This window comes from Pseudolabrys sp. (genome assembly GCF_050250095.1).
Taxonomy (GTDB): domain Bacteria; phylum Pseudomonadota; class Alphaproteobacteria; order Rhizobiales; family Xanthobacteraceae; genus Pseudolabrys.
In genome coordinates this window covers 29,085-46,106 of record NZ_JBFWPH010000008.1, presented here as the reverse complement: position 1 = coordinate 46,106, position 17,022 = coordinate 29,085, and the positions used below count along the sequence as shown (strand labels likewise).

Annotated in this window: 18 protein-coding genes; 5 read left to right on the top strand and 13 right to left on the bottom strand. The window is 65.9% G+C overall.

Annotated elements, in window-relative coordinates; translation table 11 throughout:
• Positions 1-16: 16 nt before the first annotated feature.
• The 6 genes from AB7F10_RS18995 to AB7F10_RS18970 all read right to left on the bottom strand — a co-directional run bounded on the left by AB7F10_RS18995 (position 17) and on the right by AB7F10_RS18970 (position 5,867).
• Positions 17-829, bottom strand: coding sequence for an ABC transporter permease (locus AB7F10_RS18995; RefSeq protein ID WP_428563690.1), 813 nt, complete (start codon positions 827-829; stop codon positions 17-19).
• The gene (locus tag AB7F10_RS18990) at positions 829-1,749 is read right to left on the bottom strand and encodes an ABC transporter permease (protein WP_428563693.1); all 921 of its coding nucleotides are present in this window, start codon (positions 1,747-1,749) and stop codon (positions 829-831) included. Before AB7F10_RS18990 ends, AB7F10_RS18995 begins: the two co-directional genes overlap by 1 nt.
• A complete protein-coding gene (locus AB7F10_RS18985) occupies positions 1,749-2,822 on the bottom strand; it encodes an ABC transporter ATP-binding protein (protein WP_428563696.1) in 1,074 nt (357 codons plus the stop codon). Before AB7F10_RS18985 ends, AB7F10_RS18990 begins: the two co-directional genes overlap by 1 nt.
• Before the next feature lie 183 nt (positions 2,823-3,005).
• Positions 3,006-3,527: a response regulator gene (locus AB7F10_RS18980; RefSeq protein ID WP_428563699.1), complete on the bottom strand. Its 522-nt coding sequence runs from the start codon at positions 3,525-3,527 to the stop codon at positions 3,006-3,008.
• A 184-nt stretch (positions 3,528-3,711) separates the two neighbouring features.
• A complete protein-coding gene (locus AB7F10_RS18975) occupies positions 3,712-4,233 on the bottom strand; it encodes a response regulator (protein WP_428563702.1) in 522 nt (173 codons plus the stop codon).
• Between the two features lie 137 nt (positions 4,234-4,370).
• Positions 4,371-5,867 carry a glycerol-3-phosphate dehydrogenase gene (locus AB7F10_RS18970; protein WP_428563705.1) on the bottom strand — a complete coding sequence of 499 codons (1,497 nt, stop codon included), beginning with the start codon at positions 5,865-5,867 and terminating at the stop codon, positions 4,371-4,373.
• 193 nt (positions 5,868-6,060) lie between these two features.
• Here AB7F10_RS18970 and AB7F10_RS18965 point away from each other — a divergent pair, with 193 nt between their 5' ends.
• Both AB7F10_RS18965 and AB7F10_RS18960 read left to right on the top strand, forming a co-directional pair.
• Complete coding sequence (locus tag AB7F10_RS18965) at positions 6,061-6,927, top strand: type 1 glutamine amidotransferase (protein ID WP_428563708.1); 867 nt, start codon at positions 6,061-6,063, stop codon at positions 6,925-6,927.
• Positions 6,928-6,943: 16 nt separating this feature from the next.
• Positions 6,944-7,657: an SDR family NAD(P)-dependent oxidoreductase gene (locus AB7F10_RS18960; protein WP_428563711.1), complete on the top strand. Its 714-nt coding sequence runs from the start codon at positions 6,944-6,946 to the stop codon at positions 7,655-7,657.
• Positions 7,658-7,774: 117 nt separating this feature from the next.
• On the opposite strand, the gene AB7F10_RS18955 is transcribed toward AB7F10_RS18960, so the two are convergent.
• From AB7F10_RS18955 to dctP, 4 genes are all read right to left on the bottom strand, one after another.
• Positions 7,775-9,139 carry a malonyl-CoA decarboxylase gene (locus AB7F10_RS18955; RefSeq protein WP_428563714.1) on the bottom strand — a complete coding sequence of 455 codons (1,365 nt, stop codon included), beginning with the start codon at positions 9,137-9,139 and terminating at the stop codon, positions 7,775-7,777.
• Entirely contained in the window at positions 9,140-10,462 is a 1,323-nt protein-coding gene (locus AB7F10_RS18950) for a TRAP transporter large permease (RefSeq protein WP_428563717.1), read from the bottom strand.
• Complete coding sequence (locus tag AB7F10_RS18945) at positions 10,459-11,001, bottom strand: TRAP transporter small permease (protein ID WP_428563720.1); 543 nt, start codon at positions 10,999-11,001, stop codon at positions 10,459-10,461. Before AB7F10_RS18945 ends, AB7F10_RS18950 begins: the two co-directional genes overlap by 4 nt.
• 68 nt (positions 11,002-11,069) lie before the next feature.
• Positions 11,070-12,062 (bottom strand): TRAP transporter substrate-binding protein DctP, encoded by a 993-nt coding sequence (gene dctP / locus AB7F10_RS18940; protein ID WP_428563723.1) that lies wholly within the window; start codon positions 12,060-12,062, stop codon positions 11,070-11,072.
• 275 nt (positions 12,063-12,337) lie between these two features.
• On the opposite strand from dctP, the gene AB7F10_RS18935 reads away from it, so the two are divergent.
• Complete coding sequence (locus tag AB7F10_RS18935; RefSeq protein WP_428563726.1) at positions 12,338-13,510, top strand: CaiB/BaiF CoA transferase family protein; 1,173 nt, start codon at positions 12,338-12,340, stop codon at positions 13,508-13,510.
• 13 nt (positions 13,511-13,523) lie between these two features.
• Here the strand turns inward: AB7F10_RS18935 and AB7F10_RS18930 are convergent, their stop codons facing one another.
• Positions 13,524-14,000, bottom strand: a complete 477-nt coding sequence (locus AB7F10_RS18930) for a DsrE family protein (RefSeq protein WP_428563729.1) — start codon at positions 13,998-14,000, stop codon at positions 13,524-13,526.
• Positions 14,001-14,214: 214 nt separating this feature from the next.
• Here AB7F10_RS18930 and AB7F10_RS18925 point away from each other — a divergent pair, with 214 nt between their 5' ends.
• Positions 14,215-14,376, top strand: coding sequence for a hypothetical protein (locus AB7F10_RS18925; RefSeq protein ID WP_428563732.1), 162 nt, complete (start codon positions 14,215-14,217; stop codon positions 14,374-14,376).
• 133 nt (positions 14,377-14,509) lie between these two features.
• Positions 14,510-14,953 carry a hypothetical protein gene (locus AB7F10_RS18920; protein ID WP_428563735.1) on the top strand — a complete coding sequence of 148 codons (444 nt, stop codon included), beginning with the start codon at positions 14,510-14,512 and terminating at the stop codon, positions 14,951-14,953.
• Here AB7F10_RS18920 and AB7F10_RS18915 read toward each other — a convergent pair.
• Both AB7F10_RS18915 and AB7F10_RS18910 read right to left on the bottom strand, forming a co-directional pair.
• Entirely contained in the window at positions 14,934-16,160 is a 1,227-nt protein-coding gene (locus AB7F10_RS18915) for a Tm-1-like ATP-binding domain-containing protein (RefSeq protein WP_428563738.1), read from the bottom strand. The two genes, AB7F10_RS18920 and AB7F10_RS18915, sit on opposite strands and share 20 nt — an antisense overlap.
• A gap of 11 nt (positions 16,161-16,171) precedes the next feature.
• Complete coding sequence (locus AB7F10_RS18910) at positions 16,172-17,020, bottom strand: phosphoenolpyruvate hydrolase family protein (RefSeq protein ID WP_428563741.1); 849 nt, start codon at positions 17,018-17,020, stop codon at positions 16,172-16,174.
• Positions 17,021-17,022 lie beyond the last annotated feature (2 nt).

Genomic DNA, 17,022 nt, shown 5'->3' with positions numbered 1-17,022 from the left:
GGCGTGATTTCAGCGGCTAAAGCTGCGCGCCGAGCGCCGCGCGGTCGCGGCGCGCCGCGTCGCGTTTCGCCACCAGCGACGTGACGATCGTCGCCAGCGCGACGACGGTGATGAGGATGGTGCAGATCGCGTTGATCTCCGGCTTCACGCCAAGCCGCACCTGCGAATAAATGCGAATCGGCAGCGTGGTCGCGCCGGGACCGGTCGTGAAGCTCGCGATCACCAAATCGTCGAGCGACAGGGAAAAGGCGAGCATCCAGCCGGCCGCAATCGCCGGCGCGATCAGCGGCAGCGTCACCGTCAAGAACGTCTTCCAAGGCGGGCAGCCGAGGTCCATCGCGGCTTCTTCCAGCGAGCGGTCGAAGCTCACGAGCCGCGACTGCACAACCACGGTGACGAAGCACATCGTCAGCGTGGTATGCGCGAGCGTCACCGTCCAGACGCCGCGGCCGAGATCGAGCGCGACGAACAGCAGCAGCAATGCGAGGCCGGTGATGACTTCCGGCATCACCAGCGGCGCATAGACCATGCCGGAAAACAGCATCCGACCACGGAATCGGCCCATTCGCACCAGCGCCACCGCGGCCAGCGTGCCGAGCACGGTCGCGAGCGTCGCCGACATGACGCCGATGCGCAGGCTCGCCCATGCGGCGTCGCGGATCGCCTCGTCGTGGAGCAGCGCGGCATACCATTGCAGCGACCAGCCGCCCCACACCGTGACGAGCCGCGAGGCGTTGAACGAATAGATCACCATGATGGCGATCGGCAGATAGAGAAAGGCAAGGCCCAGCGCCACCGCCGTGACATTGATCGCGGAGAAGCGGCGCATCAGCGGCTCCCCTCGATGGTGCGCTGTTGGAGACGCTCGTAGAACAGGATCGGCACGACCAGCAGCGCGAGCAGCACGACCGCGAGCGCGGAGGCCACCGGCCAGTCCTTGTTCGAGAAGAATTCGAGCCACAGCGTCTGCCCGATCATCATCGTGCCGGAGCCGCCGAGCAGGTCCGGGATGACGAACTCGCCCATCACCGGAATGAAACAGAGCAGCGAGCCGGCCATGATGCCGGGAACCGCCAGCGGCACGGTGACGGCCCAGAACGCGCGCCAGCGCGGACAGCCGAGATCGGCCGCGGCCTCGAGCAGCGTGTCGTCCATCTTTTCCAGCACCGCGTAAAGCGGCAGCACCATGAAAGGCAGATAGGAATAGACGACGCCGATATAGATCGCGGTGTCGGTCGCAAGCCACGTCAACGGCTCGTCGATCAGCCCGATCGCGCGCAGCGCATCGTTCAACAGACCCTCGCGCTGCAGGATGTTGATCCACGCATAGACGCGGATCAGAAACGAGGTCCAGAACGGCAGGATGACCAGCATCAGCAGCATCGGCTGCCAGCGGCGCGGCGCGCGCGCCATGCCGTAGGCCATCGGAAAGCCGATCGCGAGCAGGATCAGCGTCGAGACGGTCGCGACCTGCAGGCTCTTCAGATAGGAAAACAGATAAAGCGTATCGGAACCGAGCAGCCGGTAATTCTCGAACGACAGGCCGGCGACGAAGTCGCGCGCGCCCTGCCAACCGGCCGACCAGTCGAATGCCGGCAGATAGGGCGGCTGCGCCATCGCGATCTGCGACAGGCTGATGCGCAGCACCAGCACGAACGGCACGAGGAAGAACAGCACCAGCCAGAGATAGGGCGCGAGCACGACGAGCCGCCCGCCCCAGCCTCCTCCGTGACGACCGTGCGCCGTCATCATTCCCTCAACAGCACGGCGGCCGCCGCCGGCCACGACAGCCAGACGGCCTCGCCGCTTTTGAAAGCGCCGCCGGCGCGCTCGGTATTCGGCGTCGAAACCTTCATCACCGTGCCGTCGGCGAGCCGCGCCTGATAGAGCGTGACGTCGCCCAGATAGCCGGCATCGAGAATGGTGGCGGCGACCGCGTTGCCATCGGCCGGCCGCGCCGACGCCATGCGGATTTTTTCCGGACGCAGCGCCAGCCACACCTTGTCGCCGACTTTGGCCGCGCCTGCCCCGCCGAACGTGCCGCTCGCGGTTTCGACGGCGCCGCCGGCATTGACGCGGCCTTCCAGCAGACTGACGTCGCCGACGAATTCGGCCACCCAGCGCGACGCCGGGTGCTCGTAGATGTCGGCCGGCGGACCGACCTGCGCGACCGTGCCGCGATTCATCACCGCGATGCGGTCGGCCAGGATCATCGCCTCGTCCTGGTCATGCGTGACGATGACGAAGGTGGTGCCGAGCTTGCGCTGCAGCGCCATCAGCTCGAACTGCGTCTCGGCGCGCAGCTTCTTGTCGAGCGCGCCGAGCGGCTCGTCGAGCAGCAATACGCGCGGCCGCTTGACCAGCGAGCGCGCGAGCGCGACGCGCTGGCGCTGCCCGCCGGACAGCTGATCCGGGCGGCGGCCGCCGAGACCGTCGAGCCGCGTCAGCGCCAGCATCTCCGCGACACGCGACGCGATCTGGTCTTTCGGCAGACCTTCCTGCTTCAGCCCGAAGGCGATGTTGCCTTCGACGCTCAGATGCGGGAACAGCGCGTAGCTCTGGAACATCATATTGACCGGGCGCCGGTGCGGCGGCAGCGCGGTGATGTCGGCGCCGCCGAGCAGCACGCGGCCCACGTCCGGCATCTCGAAGCCGGCGAGCATGCGCAGCAAGGTCGTTTTGCCGCAGCCGGAGGGTCCAAGCAGCGCGAAGAATTCGTTGTTGCGGATATCGAGCGTCAGGCCATCGACCGCGACGGTTTGACCGAACCGCCTCGTCACGTTGTCGAACCGGATCAGAATATCGCTGCTATCGCCGGCCAATTCCTGCTCACCCCGCTCCCGCCATTCGTCCCCAGGCGGCCCGCCGGCAAGCTAGCGGCGCGCGCGCAAAGGTCAACAGGCGGGACGGAGCGTTTTCGAGCGAAGCGGGAACCGGTTCGCGTGAAGAAAACGCGACAACAGTAAAACTACAGCTCAGACTTCGATTCCATCAGCCGGGAACGCTCAGACCGCGACGATCGGGCTGGTCGCCGCGTCACCGACGCCGGCCTCCTGCTCGAGCGCGGACTTGCGCGGCTGCGGGCCGTAATAGGCGCCGACCTGAACGCTGGCGCGCGGCTTGAGCAGGATCGACATGAAACGCTCATGCAGCGATTTGGCCGAAACCGGCTTGCAGAGGAATTCGTTGACGCCGAGGCGCACCGCCTCGACGATCCGCCAGCGCTCGCCGTGGGCGGTGAGCATGATGATCGGAATATCCGGGAGCGGAAACACGCCGGGCGAACGCACGATGCGGACGAATTCCGGCCCGTTGAGCATCGGCATTTCCCAGTCGAGGATGACGATATCCGGCATTTCGCTGCGGATGACCTCGAGGCCGGCGATGCCGTCCGGCGCCTCGAACACCTTCTTGACGCCGATATTGGTGAGCAGGCTGCGCACGATATTGCGCATGAAGGCGTTGTCGTCGACGACGAGAACGTTCAGCTGCGAAATGAGAACTTCGACCTGCTTGGCGTTGATCATGATCCCGTCCAGACCCCGGCGCGCGACGGGTCCATGCTCGGGCGGGATATGACCACGGCCAGCGTTACGGTCCCGTAAAGACGGAACCGCCTGAAAACACAGGATTTCCGGGGGCATGATCCCGAAAAGCGGGAACTGGTTTTCGGGCAAAGATCATGCCCGCATGAAAGACAAGCCCGCCGCGTCAGTTCAGCAGCACGAGGTCGGCGATATCGCCCTGCGCATCGGCGCGGATGGTGGCGATCCGGCGCGGAGCCGGGCCGAAATAATTGCCCTGCCGGACCACCGGACGCGGGTTGGCGAGGATCGACACCAGGCGGTCGTAGAGCGCCTTGGACGACACGGGCTTCAGCAGAAACTCGTTGACGCCGACCTCGACCGCCTTGACGACGCGCGAGCGTTCGCCGTGGCCGGTCAGCATGATCACCGGCACCGCCGGATAGGGGAAGGTCTCGGGCTGGCGCACGATGCGCAGGAAGCCGGCGCCGTCGAGACCCGGCATCTCCCAGTCGAGGATGACGACGTCGGGCGCCAGCGTGCGAATGGCGTCGAGCCCGGACAGGCCGTCCGGCGCTTCATGAATCTCGCGCACGCCGATGCTCATCAGCAACGTGCGTACGACCTTGCGCATGTAATGCTCGTCGTCGACGAGCAGCACCTTGAGGTTGGCAAGGTGCGCGGCCATCTGCTTGCTGTCGATCGTCATAGCGGTTTCCGCTTTGCCACTGGAATTCGACGAGGTTGATTAAAGCACAGTCCCGTCACGAAGCCGTAAACCGGTATTCCAGCAGAGCGGGGATCGCGGAAAGGATTCGCTAACCATGATGGGACGCGCAAACGCGGTTATTTCGCGGGCGTCTCGAGCGTTTTCGCCAGAAAGCGGGCGATTTCCTCGCGGTCCTGCCCGCTCGCCATCAGGCCGAGCTTGGTGCGGCGCCACAGCACGTCGTCGGCGGTCTGCGCCCATTCCTGCGCGGCGAGATAGCGCAGTTCCGCGCCGGTCAGGTCGCCGATGAAACGCGGCCCGAGGTCGTCGAACGACTTTGCCTCGCCGAGGATACGATCGATCCGGGTGCCGTAGGCCTGCACCATCCGCGCGGCGGTGTCGGCCGACAGGAACGGCCATCGGTTGCGGGCGCGCGTCAATTGCACGGTGAACTCGTCGGCCGCGAAGTCGCCGCCGGGCAGCGTCGCGTGATGCGTCCAGGGCGGATGCATCTTGAAGAACTTGCCGATCCGCTCGAACACCGCTTCCGCGAGCTTGCGCGCGGTGGTGATCTTGCCGCCATAGATCGTCAGCACCGGCGCGACGCGGCGTTTCTCGTCGAGCGTGAGGTGATAGTCGCGGGTGACGTCCTCCGGCTTGCGGGAGCCGTCGTCGTACAGCGAACGGATGCCGGAAAATGCCCAGACCACATCGTCGATCGACACCTTGTGGCGGAAATAGCGGTTCACCACGTCGATCAGATAGGTCAGCTCGCCGGGGCTCGGCGCCGGCGCGTTGACGTCGCCGACGAAGGGCTCGTCGGTGGTGCCGATCAAGGTGAAATTCTGCGCGAAGGGCAGCGCGAAAACGACGCGGCCGTCGGGCGCCTCCAGCGTATAGCCGCGGTCGTGGTCGAACATGCGCCGCACCACGATATGACTTCCCTTGATGAGACGGGCGTGCGGCTGCGAGGTCAGGCGCAGGATGTTCTCCGACACCTGATCGACCCACGGCCCTGCGGCATTGACGAGCACGCGCGCGGTCGCAACCTCGCGCCGGCCGCGGGCGTTGAGCACCAGTTCCCACTCCGCGCTGCGTTCGGCGCGCACGCAGCGGGTACGCGGACGGATCGCCGCGCCGCGCTCGGCGGCATCCATCGCGTTCAGCACGACGAGCCGCGCATCGTCGACCCAGCAGTCGGAATATTCGAAGCCGAAGCGATAAGACCGTTGCAGCGGCACGCCGACCGGATGATGCGTGAGATCCGCGGTGCGCGTCGGCGGCAGCGCCTTGCGATTGCCGAGCCGGTCATAGAGGAACAGACCGAAGCGCAGTTTCAGCGCCGAGCGCAGGCCCGGCGCCGGCGGCAGCATGAAGCGCATCGGGCGGATGACGTGCGGCGCGCTGCGCAGCAGCAGCTCGCGCTCGGTCAAAGCCTCGCGCACCAGACGGAAGGCGCCGTGCTCAAGATAGCGCAGGCCGCCGTGGATCAGCTTGCTCGAGGCCGACGAGGTGCCGGAGCCGAGATCGCCCTGCTCGACCAGCAGCACGCGCAGTCCGCGCCCGGCGGCATCGCGCGCGATCGCTGCGCCGTTGACGCCGCCGCCGATGATGGCCAGATCGTAGGTCGCCATAACTGCCGGATGGACTGCCGAATCGCGAAACCGCGGGCAGAATGAGCGCGCGCCGCCGCCGACTCAAGGAGCCGGCCCCGCAGCCGCCGCCGAAGCCACAGATATCGCGGAGAAAACGGCATTTTTGCCTTAACGCCGCCATAAGACGGTGGATACATACATTTCGGAAAGACTCGCGTGATATTCTGAATTCATGCCTTTGCCTCGCCTGCTCGTTATCGAAGGGAACTCTCCCGAAACGCTGGCCGAACACCTGACCGCGGGCGGCACTCCGGCGCACAAGGGCTACTCCGACCTGCTGCGCGAATTGCTGCCGGGCGCCCGTGTCGACCATGCGATGCCGGGCGATGTCGCTGCCGTGCTGCCGGAAGGCGAACAGCTGCTCGTCTATGACGGCGTCGCCATCACCGGCTCCTCGCTCCACGTCTACAACGGCGGCCCTGCGGTGACGCGGCAGATCGAACTGGTGCGCGCCTTTCTCGATGCCGGCACGCCGGTGTTCGGCTCCTGCTGGGGCTTGCAGATCCTCACCGTCGCCGCCGGCGGCACCGTGCGCAAGAATCCGAAAGGCCGCGAGCTTGGCTTCGGCCGTTCGATCCGCCTCACCGAGTCCGGCCGCAAGCATCCGATGTATATCGGCAAGCCGGAGATCTTCAACGCGCCGACGGTCCATCTCGACGAGGTCGAGACGCTGGCGCCCGGTATGACCGTTCTCGCCACCAACGCGGTGTCGGACGTGCAGAGCGCGGAAATCCGCCGCAACGGCACGATCGCGTGGGGCGTGCAGTATCACCCCGAATATCCGCTGCGCGAGCTTGCGGCGATTTCCCGGCGCATCGGTGCGCGGCTGATCGACGAAGGCTTCTTCCTCAACACCGACGACATCAAGACCTATTCCGCCGACCTCGAGACGCTCGACCGCGACCCCGACTGCAAGCGGCTCGCGTGGCGGTTCGGCATCAGCAAGAACGTGCTCGACAAGAAGCTGCGCACCAGCGAGGTCGCCAACTGGATCGAATACCAGGTGCTGCCGACGCGGGTGAAGCGCAGCAGGGGCTGACCGGAGAACGGGCGAAATGGATTTCGCCGGACGTCACGTCATCATCACCGGCGGCGCGGGCGCGCTGGGCACCGCGGTGACCGGCCTGCTGCTCGAGGCCGGCGCGCATTGCCGCATCCCCTATCGCCACGCGGCGGACGCCGAACGCTTCGCCTATCGCAGCCACGAGCGCGTCGCCATGATCGGCGACAGCGACCTCGCCGACGAAGCCGCTGTGACGCGGCTTTACGACGGCGTGCCGTCGCTGTGGGCATCGATCCAGCTCGCCGGCGGGTTTGCCGCCGCGCCGTTCGCCAGGACAAGCAAGACCGATTTCACCGCGCAGATCGAGACCAACCTCACCTCCTGCTTCCTGTGCTGCCGCGAAGCGGTGCGGGCGATGCAGCGATCGGGCCCAGAGGGCGCAAACGGCGGCCGCATCGTCAACGTCGCCGCGCGTCCGGCGCTCGAATGGCGCAGCGGCGCCGGGATGGCGGCCTATACGGCGGCAAAGGCCGGCGTTGCCGCGCTGACGGCCGCGCTTGCCGAGGAAGTGGCGAAAAACGGTATTCTGGTCAACGCGGTCGCGCCCTCGATCATGGACACGCCGGCCAACCGCAAGGCGATGCCGAAGGCGGACTTCGATGCCTGGCCGAAAGTCGAGGAAGTGGCGGCGACGATCGCCTTCCTCGCATCGCCGGACAACCGCGTGTCGCGCGGCGGCATCGTGCCGGTTTACGGAAAGTCCTGACCCGAAAGCCTGAAAGACACTCCGCTCATTCCCGCGAAAGCGGGAATCCAGAGCCACATAGAAGCGCGATTATCTTAGTCTTGGACCCCCGCTTTCGCGGGGGTGAACGGGTAACTATTAGCCGGCGATCGGCACCAGTTCGGCCGCCGTCGTCGGCCGCAACAGCCGCTGCACCGCATTGGAGGCGACGACGGTGCGCTGCTCCGCATAGGCCTCGTGGTTCTTCTCAATCTCGTCGAGATCGTAGAGATAATTGACCATCAACCCGTGGGCGCTCGATAGCGCCTTGCCCGACATATCGCCGAGCCAGTTGATGCGCTCGAGCCGGGCGCCGTTGCCGAGATGGAAACGCGCCACGGGATCGACCGGCAGATCGCGCCGGTTGCGCGCGCGCAGGAAATACCACGCCGCCGCCTGCATCGCCGGAGCGCGCAGATCCTCGGCGGTCTCCGGGTTTTCCCACCACTGCGGATCGGACAGTTTCGCCAGCGCCGCGACGTCGAATTCGGCCGCCGCCGGCGACGCCGGATCTTTCAATTCGCGGGCGAGCCAGGCGGCAAAGCCCGGCACCGGCGACAGCGTGACGAAGGTATTGAGACGCGGAATGTCGCGGGTGAGTTCTTCCGCGACCTGCTTGATCAGGAAGCTGCCGAACGACACGCCGGCGAGGCCGCGCTGGCAGTTCGAGATCGAATAGAACACCGCGGTGCGGGCCCGGTCCGGCTCCGTCATCTCGCGCGCTTCGGCGAGGATCGGCGCGATCGCGCCCGGAATGTCGCGCGACAGCGCGACTTCGACGAAGATCAGCGGTTCGTCGATCAGCGCTGGATGGAAGAAGGCGAAGCAGCGCCGGTCCGGCGGATCGATGCGGCGGCGCAGGTCTTCCCAGTCGTGGATCTGATGCACCGCCTCATAGCGGATGATCTTCTCCAGGATGATCGCCGGCGTCGACCAGTCGATCCGGCGCAGCACCAGGAAGCCACGGTTGAACCACGACGAGAACAGGTGAACGAAATCGTTGTCGACCGCCTTGAGGTCGTCGCGGTGCGCCAGCGCGTCCATCAGCTGCTCGCGCATATGCACCAGCGCGGCGGTCCCGCCGGGCGCGAGATTGAGCCGGCGGAACAGCTCCTGCCGGCGCGGCTCGGACGCGGCATGAAGCTCCGCGGTCGCGGTATCCCCGGCGTCGTTCTGCCAGCGGGCGATCGCCGCCGCGAGGCGCTCGTTGTCGGTGCCGAAGCGCTTCGCCAGCGCCTCGAAAAACGCAATGCGCGGACCGGTCGTCAGTTCGCCGTAGCGGCGCAGGATGTCGCGCGCAAGCGCCACGCCCGAGGCTTCGCCCCGTCCCGAGAGCAGGTGCTCGCACAGGTCGATCAGGTCCTCGGAGCGCGCCGCATCGCTGCCGCGGCGGTCGCGCGCCAGCAGCGCCCGCCCCCGCTCCGAAATGGTTTGCAGAAGTTCCCCGAAAAACGAGGTGTTCATCTAATGCCCTTTAACAGCTCCCATCAGATGGTCCGGCAGCCATGTGGCGATTTCGGGGAAGAAGCACAAGATCACAATCGCCAGCATCATACAGATGACATAGGGAAGCGCACCCCAAAGAATCTTGTTGGTCGGCACATCCGGCGCGATGGCGTTGACGACGAACAAATTGAGACCGACCGGCGGCGTAATCAGGCCGATTTCCATGTTGATGGTCAGGATGACGCCGAACCAGACAGGATCGAAGCCGGCTGCCGTAATAATGGGCAGCAGGATCGGCGCCGTCATCAGGATGATGCCGGCGGGCGGGATAAAGCAGCCGCAAACGAGCAGGAAAAGGTTGATGAGGCCCATCAGCACCCATTTGTTGACGTCCGCGTCGGCAATCGCCTGCGCCAGCGTCTGGGTGATGTAGAGCGACGTCAGCATGTAGCCGAACAGCACCGCGGTGCCGATGATCATCAGGATCATGACGGACTCGCGGGTGGTCGAGCGGAGGATTTCCCACCACTCCTTCGGATTCCACATGCGGTAAATCAGGACGGCAAGCAGCACGCACATCGCCGCGCCGACGCCGGCGGCCTCCGACGGCGTCGCGATTCCGCCGTAGAGCACGTACATCACGCCGATCACGATCAGGATGAAAGGCGCGATCTTCGGAATGGCGTCGAATTTTTCCTTCCAGCTGTAGCGGAACGTCGCCTCATATTGCCGCTCGCCCCTCATCCAGAGATAGAACATCGTCCAGGCGATGAAGAGGCCGAGCAGCAGCAAGCCGGGCAGCACGCCGGCAAGAAACAGCCGGCCGATCGAGGTTTCGGTGGCGATGCCGTAGAGGATGAAGGTGATCGACGGCGGGATCAGGATGCCCAGCGTGCCGCCGGCGCAGATCGAGCCGGCAGCGACTTCGTCCGGAAAGCCACGCTTGCGCATTTCCGGAATTCCCATCTTGCCGATGGCGGCGCAGGTCGCGGGCGAGGAGCCGGTGAGCGCGGCGAAGATGCCGCAAGCACCGAGATTGGAGATCACGAGGCCGCCGGGCACGCGGTAAAGCCAGCGGTCGAGCGCGGTGTAGAGGTCGCGGCCCGCGGGCGAGGAACCGATCGCCGCGCCCATCATGATGAACATGGGGATCGACACCAGCGTGAAGTCGTACAGGCCGGAATACAGCGTTTCAGCCGCGACCCGCAGCGAATCGACTCCTTGGAAGAGAACGAGGAAGACGATCCCGATCGCACCGAGCGCGAAGGCAACCGGCGCGCCGGTGAGCAGCAGCAGGACCGTCGTGGTGAGGACGATCAACCCCTGGACGGTCGGGCTCATATGCCGGCCTCAGTCAGCGACGGGCCTGCCTGATCGGGCGACATGCCGAACGGATATTCACGGCCGGTGACGAGACAAATCAGATCGACGATATACTGAAGCGACAGCACGCCGAGGCCGAACGGCATCGCCGCGTAAGGAATCCAGAGCCGCGCGCGCCACATCGTGTCCGACCGCCAGTTGTTCTCGAACGACTCGTGCCAGAACTGGAAGGAGAGCCAGGTCATGGCGAGTGCGAAGCCGAGCGACACGACGATGGCGATGAGTGCGAGCCACCAGCGCGAATTCTGCCCCACATAGATCGGCACCACGTCGACATTGACGTGCCCCTTCGTCATCAGAACGTAGGGTCCTCCGATGAAGGTCGCGGCGACCAGGCTGTAGGTGACGAAATCGGTCTGCCAGATCGTGTTGTCGTTCAGGACGTACCGGATGAAAACCATCTGGCAGACGATGACGACGGCGGCGACGATCAGCGCAGCGGCGAACAGGCCGCAGGCGAAGGAGAGCCGCCTCACTCCGCGGATGAACAGATCCATGAATTCCTCAAGGGAACGGTCGGTAAGAAAACGGCCGGCTGCGCGATGCAGCCGGCCGCATGACTTGATTACTTAACGGCGAGCGCCTCATCGATCAGCTTCTTGCCGTCGGAAACCTCGCTCGAGAACCGCTTGTAGGACGAGTTCTGCGCGACCTTCAGCCACTGGTCGTACTCGGCCGGCGTCAGGTGAATGACCTCGACATTGTTCTTCTTGTACGCCGCTTCCATCTTCTCATCGAGCTTGCGGGTCTCGGCGTTGAAGTATTCCTCGGACTTCTTGGCCGCCTTCATCAGAGCAGCCTGCTGGGCCTTCGACAGCTTGTCGAAGCTCTTCTTGGACATCAGCACCGGCTCGTACATGAACCACAGCGCGTTGTCGCCAGGGGCGGTGATGCACTTCACCTGCTCATAGAGGCGGAACGACACGAAGCTGCCGGCCGAGGTGTCGGTCGCGTCGGCAACGCCGGTCTGCAGTGCGTTGTAGACTTCGTTCGACGGGATCGAGACGATCGAAGCGCCGGCCTCCTGCCACATCGCCGCGAATGTCGCGCCGGCGGAGCGGATCTTGAGGCCCTTCATGTCGGCCGGAGTGCGGATGCAGCCCTTCTTCGACGCGAAAGCGCCGGCGAGCCAAGCGTCAGCGAGCACGACGACGCCGGCCTTCTCGATCTTCGCCTTGATCTCCTTCATGAAGGGCGAATTGTTCAGCCGCTGCGCGCGATCGTGGTTGCGCACGAGGCCCGGCATCAGCGTCGCACTGAAGGCGCGCACCTTGCCCGAGGCGTAGTCGAGCGGGAACGAGGACATGTCGAGCTGGCCGTTGACCATGGCGTTCCACTGGTCGTTCGGCTTGAACAGCGAGGCGCCCGGATAGACCTGGATTTCGACGCCGACATTGGCGGCCTTCATCTCGCGGGCGATGATCTGCACCATTTCGTCGCGCGGATCGCCCTTGCCGCCCGGAAACTGGTGCGACGCCTTGAGCGTGACCTGCGCCTGCGCCGGGATCGACAGCGCCAGCACCGTCGCGCCGGCAAAAAGCATCGTCGTGAGCTTCATATTGTTCTCCTCCTCATCAGTTTCTTGGTTGCGGGATACCCCGCATATGGTGGCGGGATGCCCGCGCGGGTTGGCCGCGAACCCCCGTCTAGGTGGCGGCGGCGAAAGGCATCGGCGGCACTTTAGCCAGCGCGCGTTGGGCAGGCCAGCGCGAAGCGGTGAAAAAGTCGCGACATGACCGCACCGCACAACGCGGGAAACCCGCGCTGGCATGTGCTGCCGGGCCTCTTTATAAACCGGCCCATCGCGACGCAATCCAAGTCGGAGTTTAGAAGATGTCGAAGCCGTTGGCCGGCCTGCGCGTGCTGGAACTTGCCCGGATTTTAGCCGGGCCCTGGGCGGGTCAGATCCTTGCCGATCTCGGCGCCGACGTCATCAAGGTGGAGCGCAAGGGGCCGGGCGACGATACCCGCGCCTGGGGTCCGCCTTTCGTCGAAGGAACCGACGGCAAGCCGATCGGCTCGGCCTATTTCCATTCCGCCAACCGCGGCAAGCGGTCGATCGAGGTCGATTTCGACACCGAGGAAGGCAAGCGCATCATCCGCAAGCTCGCGGCCCGCTCCGACATCCTGATCGAGAACTTCAAGGTCGGCGGCCTCGCCAAGTTCGGCCTCGACTACAAGAGCCTCGCGCCGGAAAACCCGCGGCTGATCTACTGCTCGGTGACCGGCTTTGGCCAGACCGGCCCCTATGCCAAGCGCGCCGGTTACGACCTGATGGCGCAGGGCATGGCGGGGCTGATGGACATCACCGGCATGCCGGACGGCCCGCCGGTCAAGGTCGGCGGCGCGGTGTCGGACATCTTCACCGGCGTCTATTCGACCGTCGGCATCCTCGCCGCGCTGGCCCAGCGCGAGCGGACCGGCAAGGGCGCCTATGTCGATACCGCGCTGGTCGACTCGACGGTCGGCATTCTCGCCAACAATGCGCTGAATTATCTGGTGTCCGGCAAGGTGCCGACCCGGCTCGGCAACGCGCACGCCAATATCGTGCCCTATCAGGAATTCCCCGCCGCCGACGGCCATCTCATCATCGCCAGCGGCAACGACAGCCAGTTCCACAAGCTGTGCGGTGTGCTCGGCGCGACGGAGATTTCCGGCAATCCGGCCTATCAGGACAATGTCGGCCGGCTGACCAACCGCGACAAGATCATTCCCGAACTCACCGCCTACACAAAGAAGATGAAGCGCGACGACCTGCTCGCCAAGCTCGAGGCGGTCGGCGTGCCGGCCGGGCCGATCAACAACATCGAACAGGTGTTCAACGATCCGCAGGTGATCCACCGCGGCATGCGGATCGACATGCCGAGCAAGGCGGCAAAGAAAGGCTCGATCCCCGGCCTGCGCACGCCGATCGTGATGGACGGCGTGCCGCAATCCTCCGGCCGCCCCTCGCCGCTGCTCGGCGAACACACCGAGGAAATCCTGCGCGAGATCGGCGAGCTTTAGGCCCGCCGGTCCTTCACCACGTCAGCGTCCGCGCGTTCTCGGCGAAGATGAAGCCCTGCGTGTAGCCGGGCCGGCCCATCTGCACGCCGTCGACGAGGTCGGCGGTCTTCAGACCGAATTCCTGCATGCAGGGCCCGCACATCAACACGACGCCGCCGTCGCGGATGAAGTCCGCCAGGATGTCGCGCGGCACGCGGCGCATGCTGTCCTTCTTCTCCTGATCGCCGCTCTTGGCGGCGAGCTTGACGGCATCGAGATTGAGAAACACGGCGACCGGATGCCCCATCTTCAGCGTCGCATGCGCGAAGTGCAGCCCCATCCAGCCGCGCCAGGTGTCGCCGCTCGTCATGTTGATGAAGAGCGGGTTGTTCTTCGGCGCCGCCTTGGCGAGCGCGGCGTCGTCATGCGCCCGCCCGTAAGGCGCCGCCCAGGCGATCATCAGGCCGGCCGCGAGGCCGGTCAGCAGCACGGCAATCCGGGACGTCATCATCGCGATCACCCTCGTTTCAATCCAAACCGGCCGGCAAACTTTAGCCGATCCGGCTCTGAAACGGGCGACGAAGCGAATCACTTTCGCGCCGCGCGCGACTGTCAATTGTCGCGGCAATGCAACACGCGAAACAAATTGAGGCCGGGGTTATCCACGGATAGTCGCGACTCAGTTACCTCTTGCCGACCGATATGCGGCACAGGGGGATACCGGAATGCGCACGGACACGCTCGATGACCGGCAATTGCAGGCGAACGACGGCGGGGCGGAGACGGCGCGCGCCGCGAGCCTCATGACGCCGGCGCGCCGCGCAGCGCTGGAGGCGCTGGAGCGGGAATTCCACGAGCTGTTGAACCCGCGGCGCAAGGTGGCCTGACGGCAGCCTGAACGACCCCGCCGCCCGCGGAGAGGCCCCGCGGCGGCGCTACATCAAACTTGATCGTCCCCGTTGCCTGCGGCAACGATAGCGGCGGCGGCCCCGTTCCGGCCGGCCGCCGCCTGGGCGTTCGATGGACAATTTCTCTTCCCGCAATCTGCACTATGCGACGGCGATCGCCTGTGGCGTGTTCGCCGCGCTTGCGGTGCACATTGCGCTGACCGTGCTGGGGCTGGGCATCGACGCCGGCTTGCGCACCGCGGAACCGACCAGCAAGCAGCAGTTCATCGCCGCGATCGCCTGGTGGGCGACCGCCGGCGCGGGCTTCGTCGGCGGCTGGGCGGCCGGCATCTATCTGATCGCCGCCGCGCGCGGGCAGGCTTTCGTCTACCGGCTCGCCCGCGGCTTCCTGATCGCCATCGTCGTCGTGGTGGCGACCGTCGCCGGTGTGTTGAGCAAGACCGGCGCGGCGGGCGGCGCGGTCGACGTGATCGCCAGCCTGACCGCGCTCGGCCTCGGCTTCGTCTGCGCCTTTTGCGGTGCCCGCCTCGCCTATCTCAACGCAGAGCGGGTGTAAGCGCCGCCACGCAGGCGCGCGCGAAAGCTTCGTCGTTGATGTGCAGCGGCAATTCGCGGATCTCACCGGTGAAGTGACGGCGCAGCATTTCGACGAATATACGATCGGTGTCCGGCTGCGCCCACGGCCCGGCGTCGTTGCCGTCGATGTCCGTCATGCGCCGCGCCATCAGCGCGCTCATACCGTTTTGCGGAATCAGCACGGTGACCGGCCCTTTTGCGGTAGCGAGCCGCTCGCCCATCAGCTTGCCGAGCGCGGCGAACTCCTCGGCGCTGGTACGCATCAACAGAATTTCGACGTTGTACTGAACGAAAGCGCGGCCGCGATAACGCTCCGGCACCGCGCCGAACCACCAGTTGGTGAAGTCGAGACAACCCGGCACCACCACCTGCGGGATGCCGGCGGCGCCCGCCGCCGTCAGCCGCCCCTCGCCTGCGCTGTAGACGCCGCCGGTGACGAGATCGGTCAGTTCCGAGGTCGTGAGATCGATGACGCCGGCCAGCTCGCCGCGCGCGGCGAGCGATTCCAGCGCGCGGCCGCCGGGGCCGGAGGCATGGAAGTGAATGACTTCGTAGCCGTCGGCCTCGAGCAAGGCCGTGATGCAGTCGACCGCCGGCTGCGTATTGCCGAACGACGACACGCCGATCAGCGGCGGGCCGCGTTCGGCCTGCGCGCGCCGCGCCGACGCCATGCCGGCGATGGCGTGCGCGGCGTTGCACATCGCCGCGCGGGTGACGCGATTGAGCGAGATGTCGCCGACGGTCGGGAACATCGCAATGTCGCTTTCGCCGACATACCACTGCACGGCCGCGGTGGCGGCGACCGGCGTCACCATCGCCTTCGGCACACCGAGCGGCAGCTGCCGCATGATGGCGCAGGCCATCGTCGAGCCGTTGGCGCCACCGAGACCGATCAGCCCGTCGATCTCACCGCGAGCGAATTTCGCGCCGACGATGGCCGCGCCGCCGCCGATCATCCGCTCGGCTGCTTCGGCGCGCGACAGCGCACGCAGGTCGTCCCATCCAATGCCCGACGCCTTGGCGACGTCGGCGCCGCCGACATCGGCGAAATCCTGCGCATGCGGACGCAACGACAGGTCCACGAGCCACGGCTCGGCGCCCGCCTCGCGCAACGCCTGCTGCATGAAGCGGATCGCCTCATGCTTGCTGTCGAGGGTCGCGAGCAGACAGACAGCGGGCTTGCGCAAGCGAAATGCCCCTATTTCTTGTTCGCCAGCTTCACCGCCTTGAAACGGCGCGTGGCGTCCGTCACCGACTGCTCGACGGGGAAACGCTCCGCCGAGGAGCCGCCGACATAGCCGTCGAGCCGCGGCTCGGATTTGAGGAACTCCGCGAACTGCTCCGGCGTCTCGATCGCGCCGCCGTGGCAGGTGACGATGCGGTCCGCGTATTTCGCTGCCAATGCATCAAGCACCGCCGCCGTGCGTTTGAGCGCGACGTCCGCCGCCAGCACCGTCTTCGAACCGATGGTGCCGCCGGAGCTGTTGCCGAAATGAACGATGATGTTATCGACGCCGGCCTCCGCCATCGCCAGCGCCTCGTCCGGCGTTGTGCAGAACGCCTTGGTGAACAGCCCCATACGCGACGCCTCGCCCAGCACGTCGATCTCACGCACGAAGCCCATGCCGGTTTCTTCCAGATCGCTGCGGAACTTGCCGTCGATCAGCGCCACCGTCGGGCAGTTCATCACGCCGTGGAAACCCGCTTCCGCGATGCGTCGCAGAAAGCGCGCCATGTCGCGGGTCGGATCGGGGCAGAGCAGCCCGGCGATCAGTGGCGTGTCCCGCACAACGTTGAGAAGCGCGCGCTCGCCGAGTTCGAGGGTGAGCGCATTAGCGTCGCAGATCGGCAGATAGCCCGCCATCGAGCTCATGCCCTGCATACGGAAGTAGGCGAGACAATGCGTGGTGATGAGGTCGGCGCCGCCGCGCGCCGCCATCTTGGCGGTGATGCCGGTGCCGCACAGCGCGTCGTAGATCGCACGGCCGGCAGCGCGCTCGGCGCGCAACCGCGCCACGGTGGTTTCGCGTGTCAGTGTCCCGGCCATGA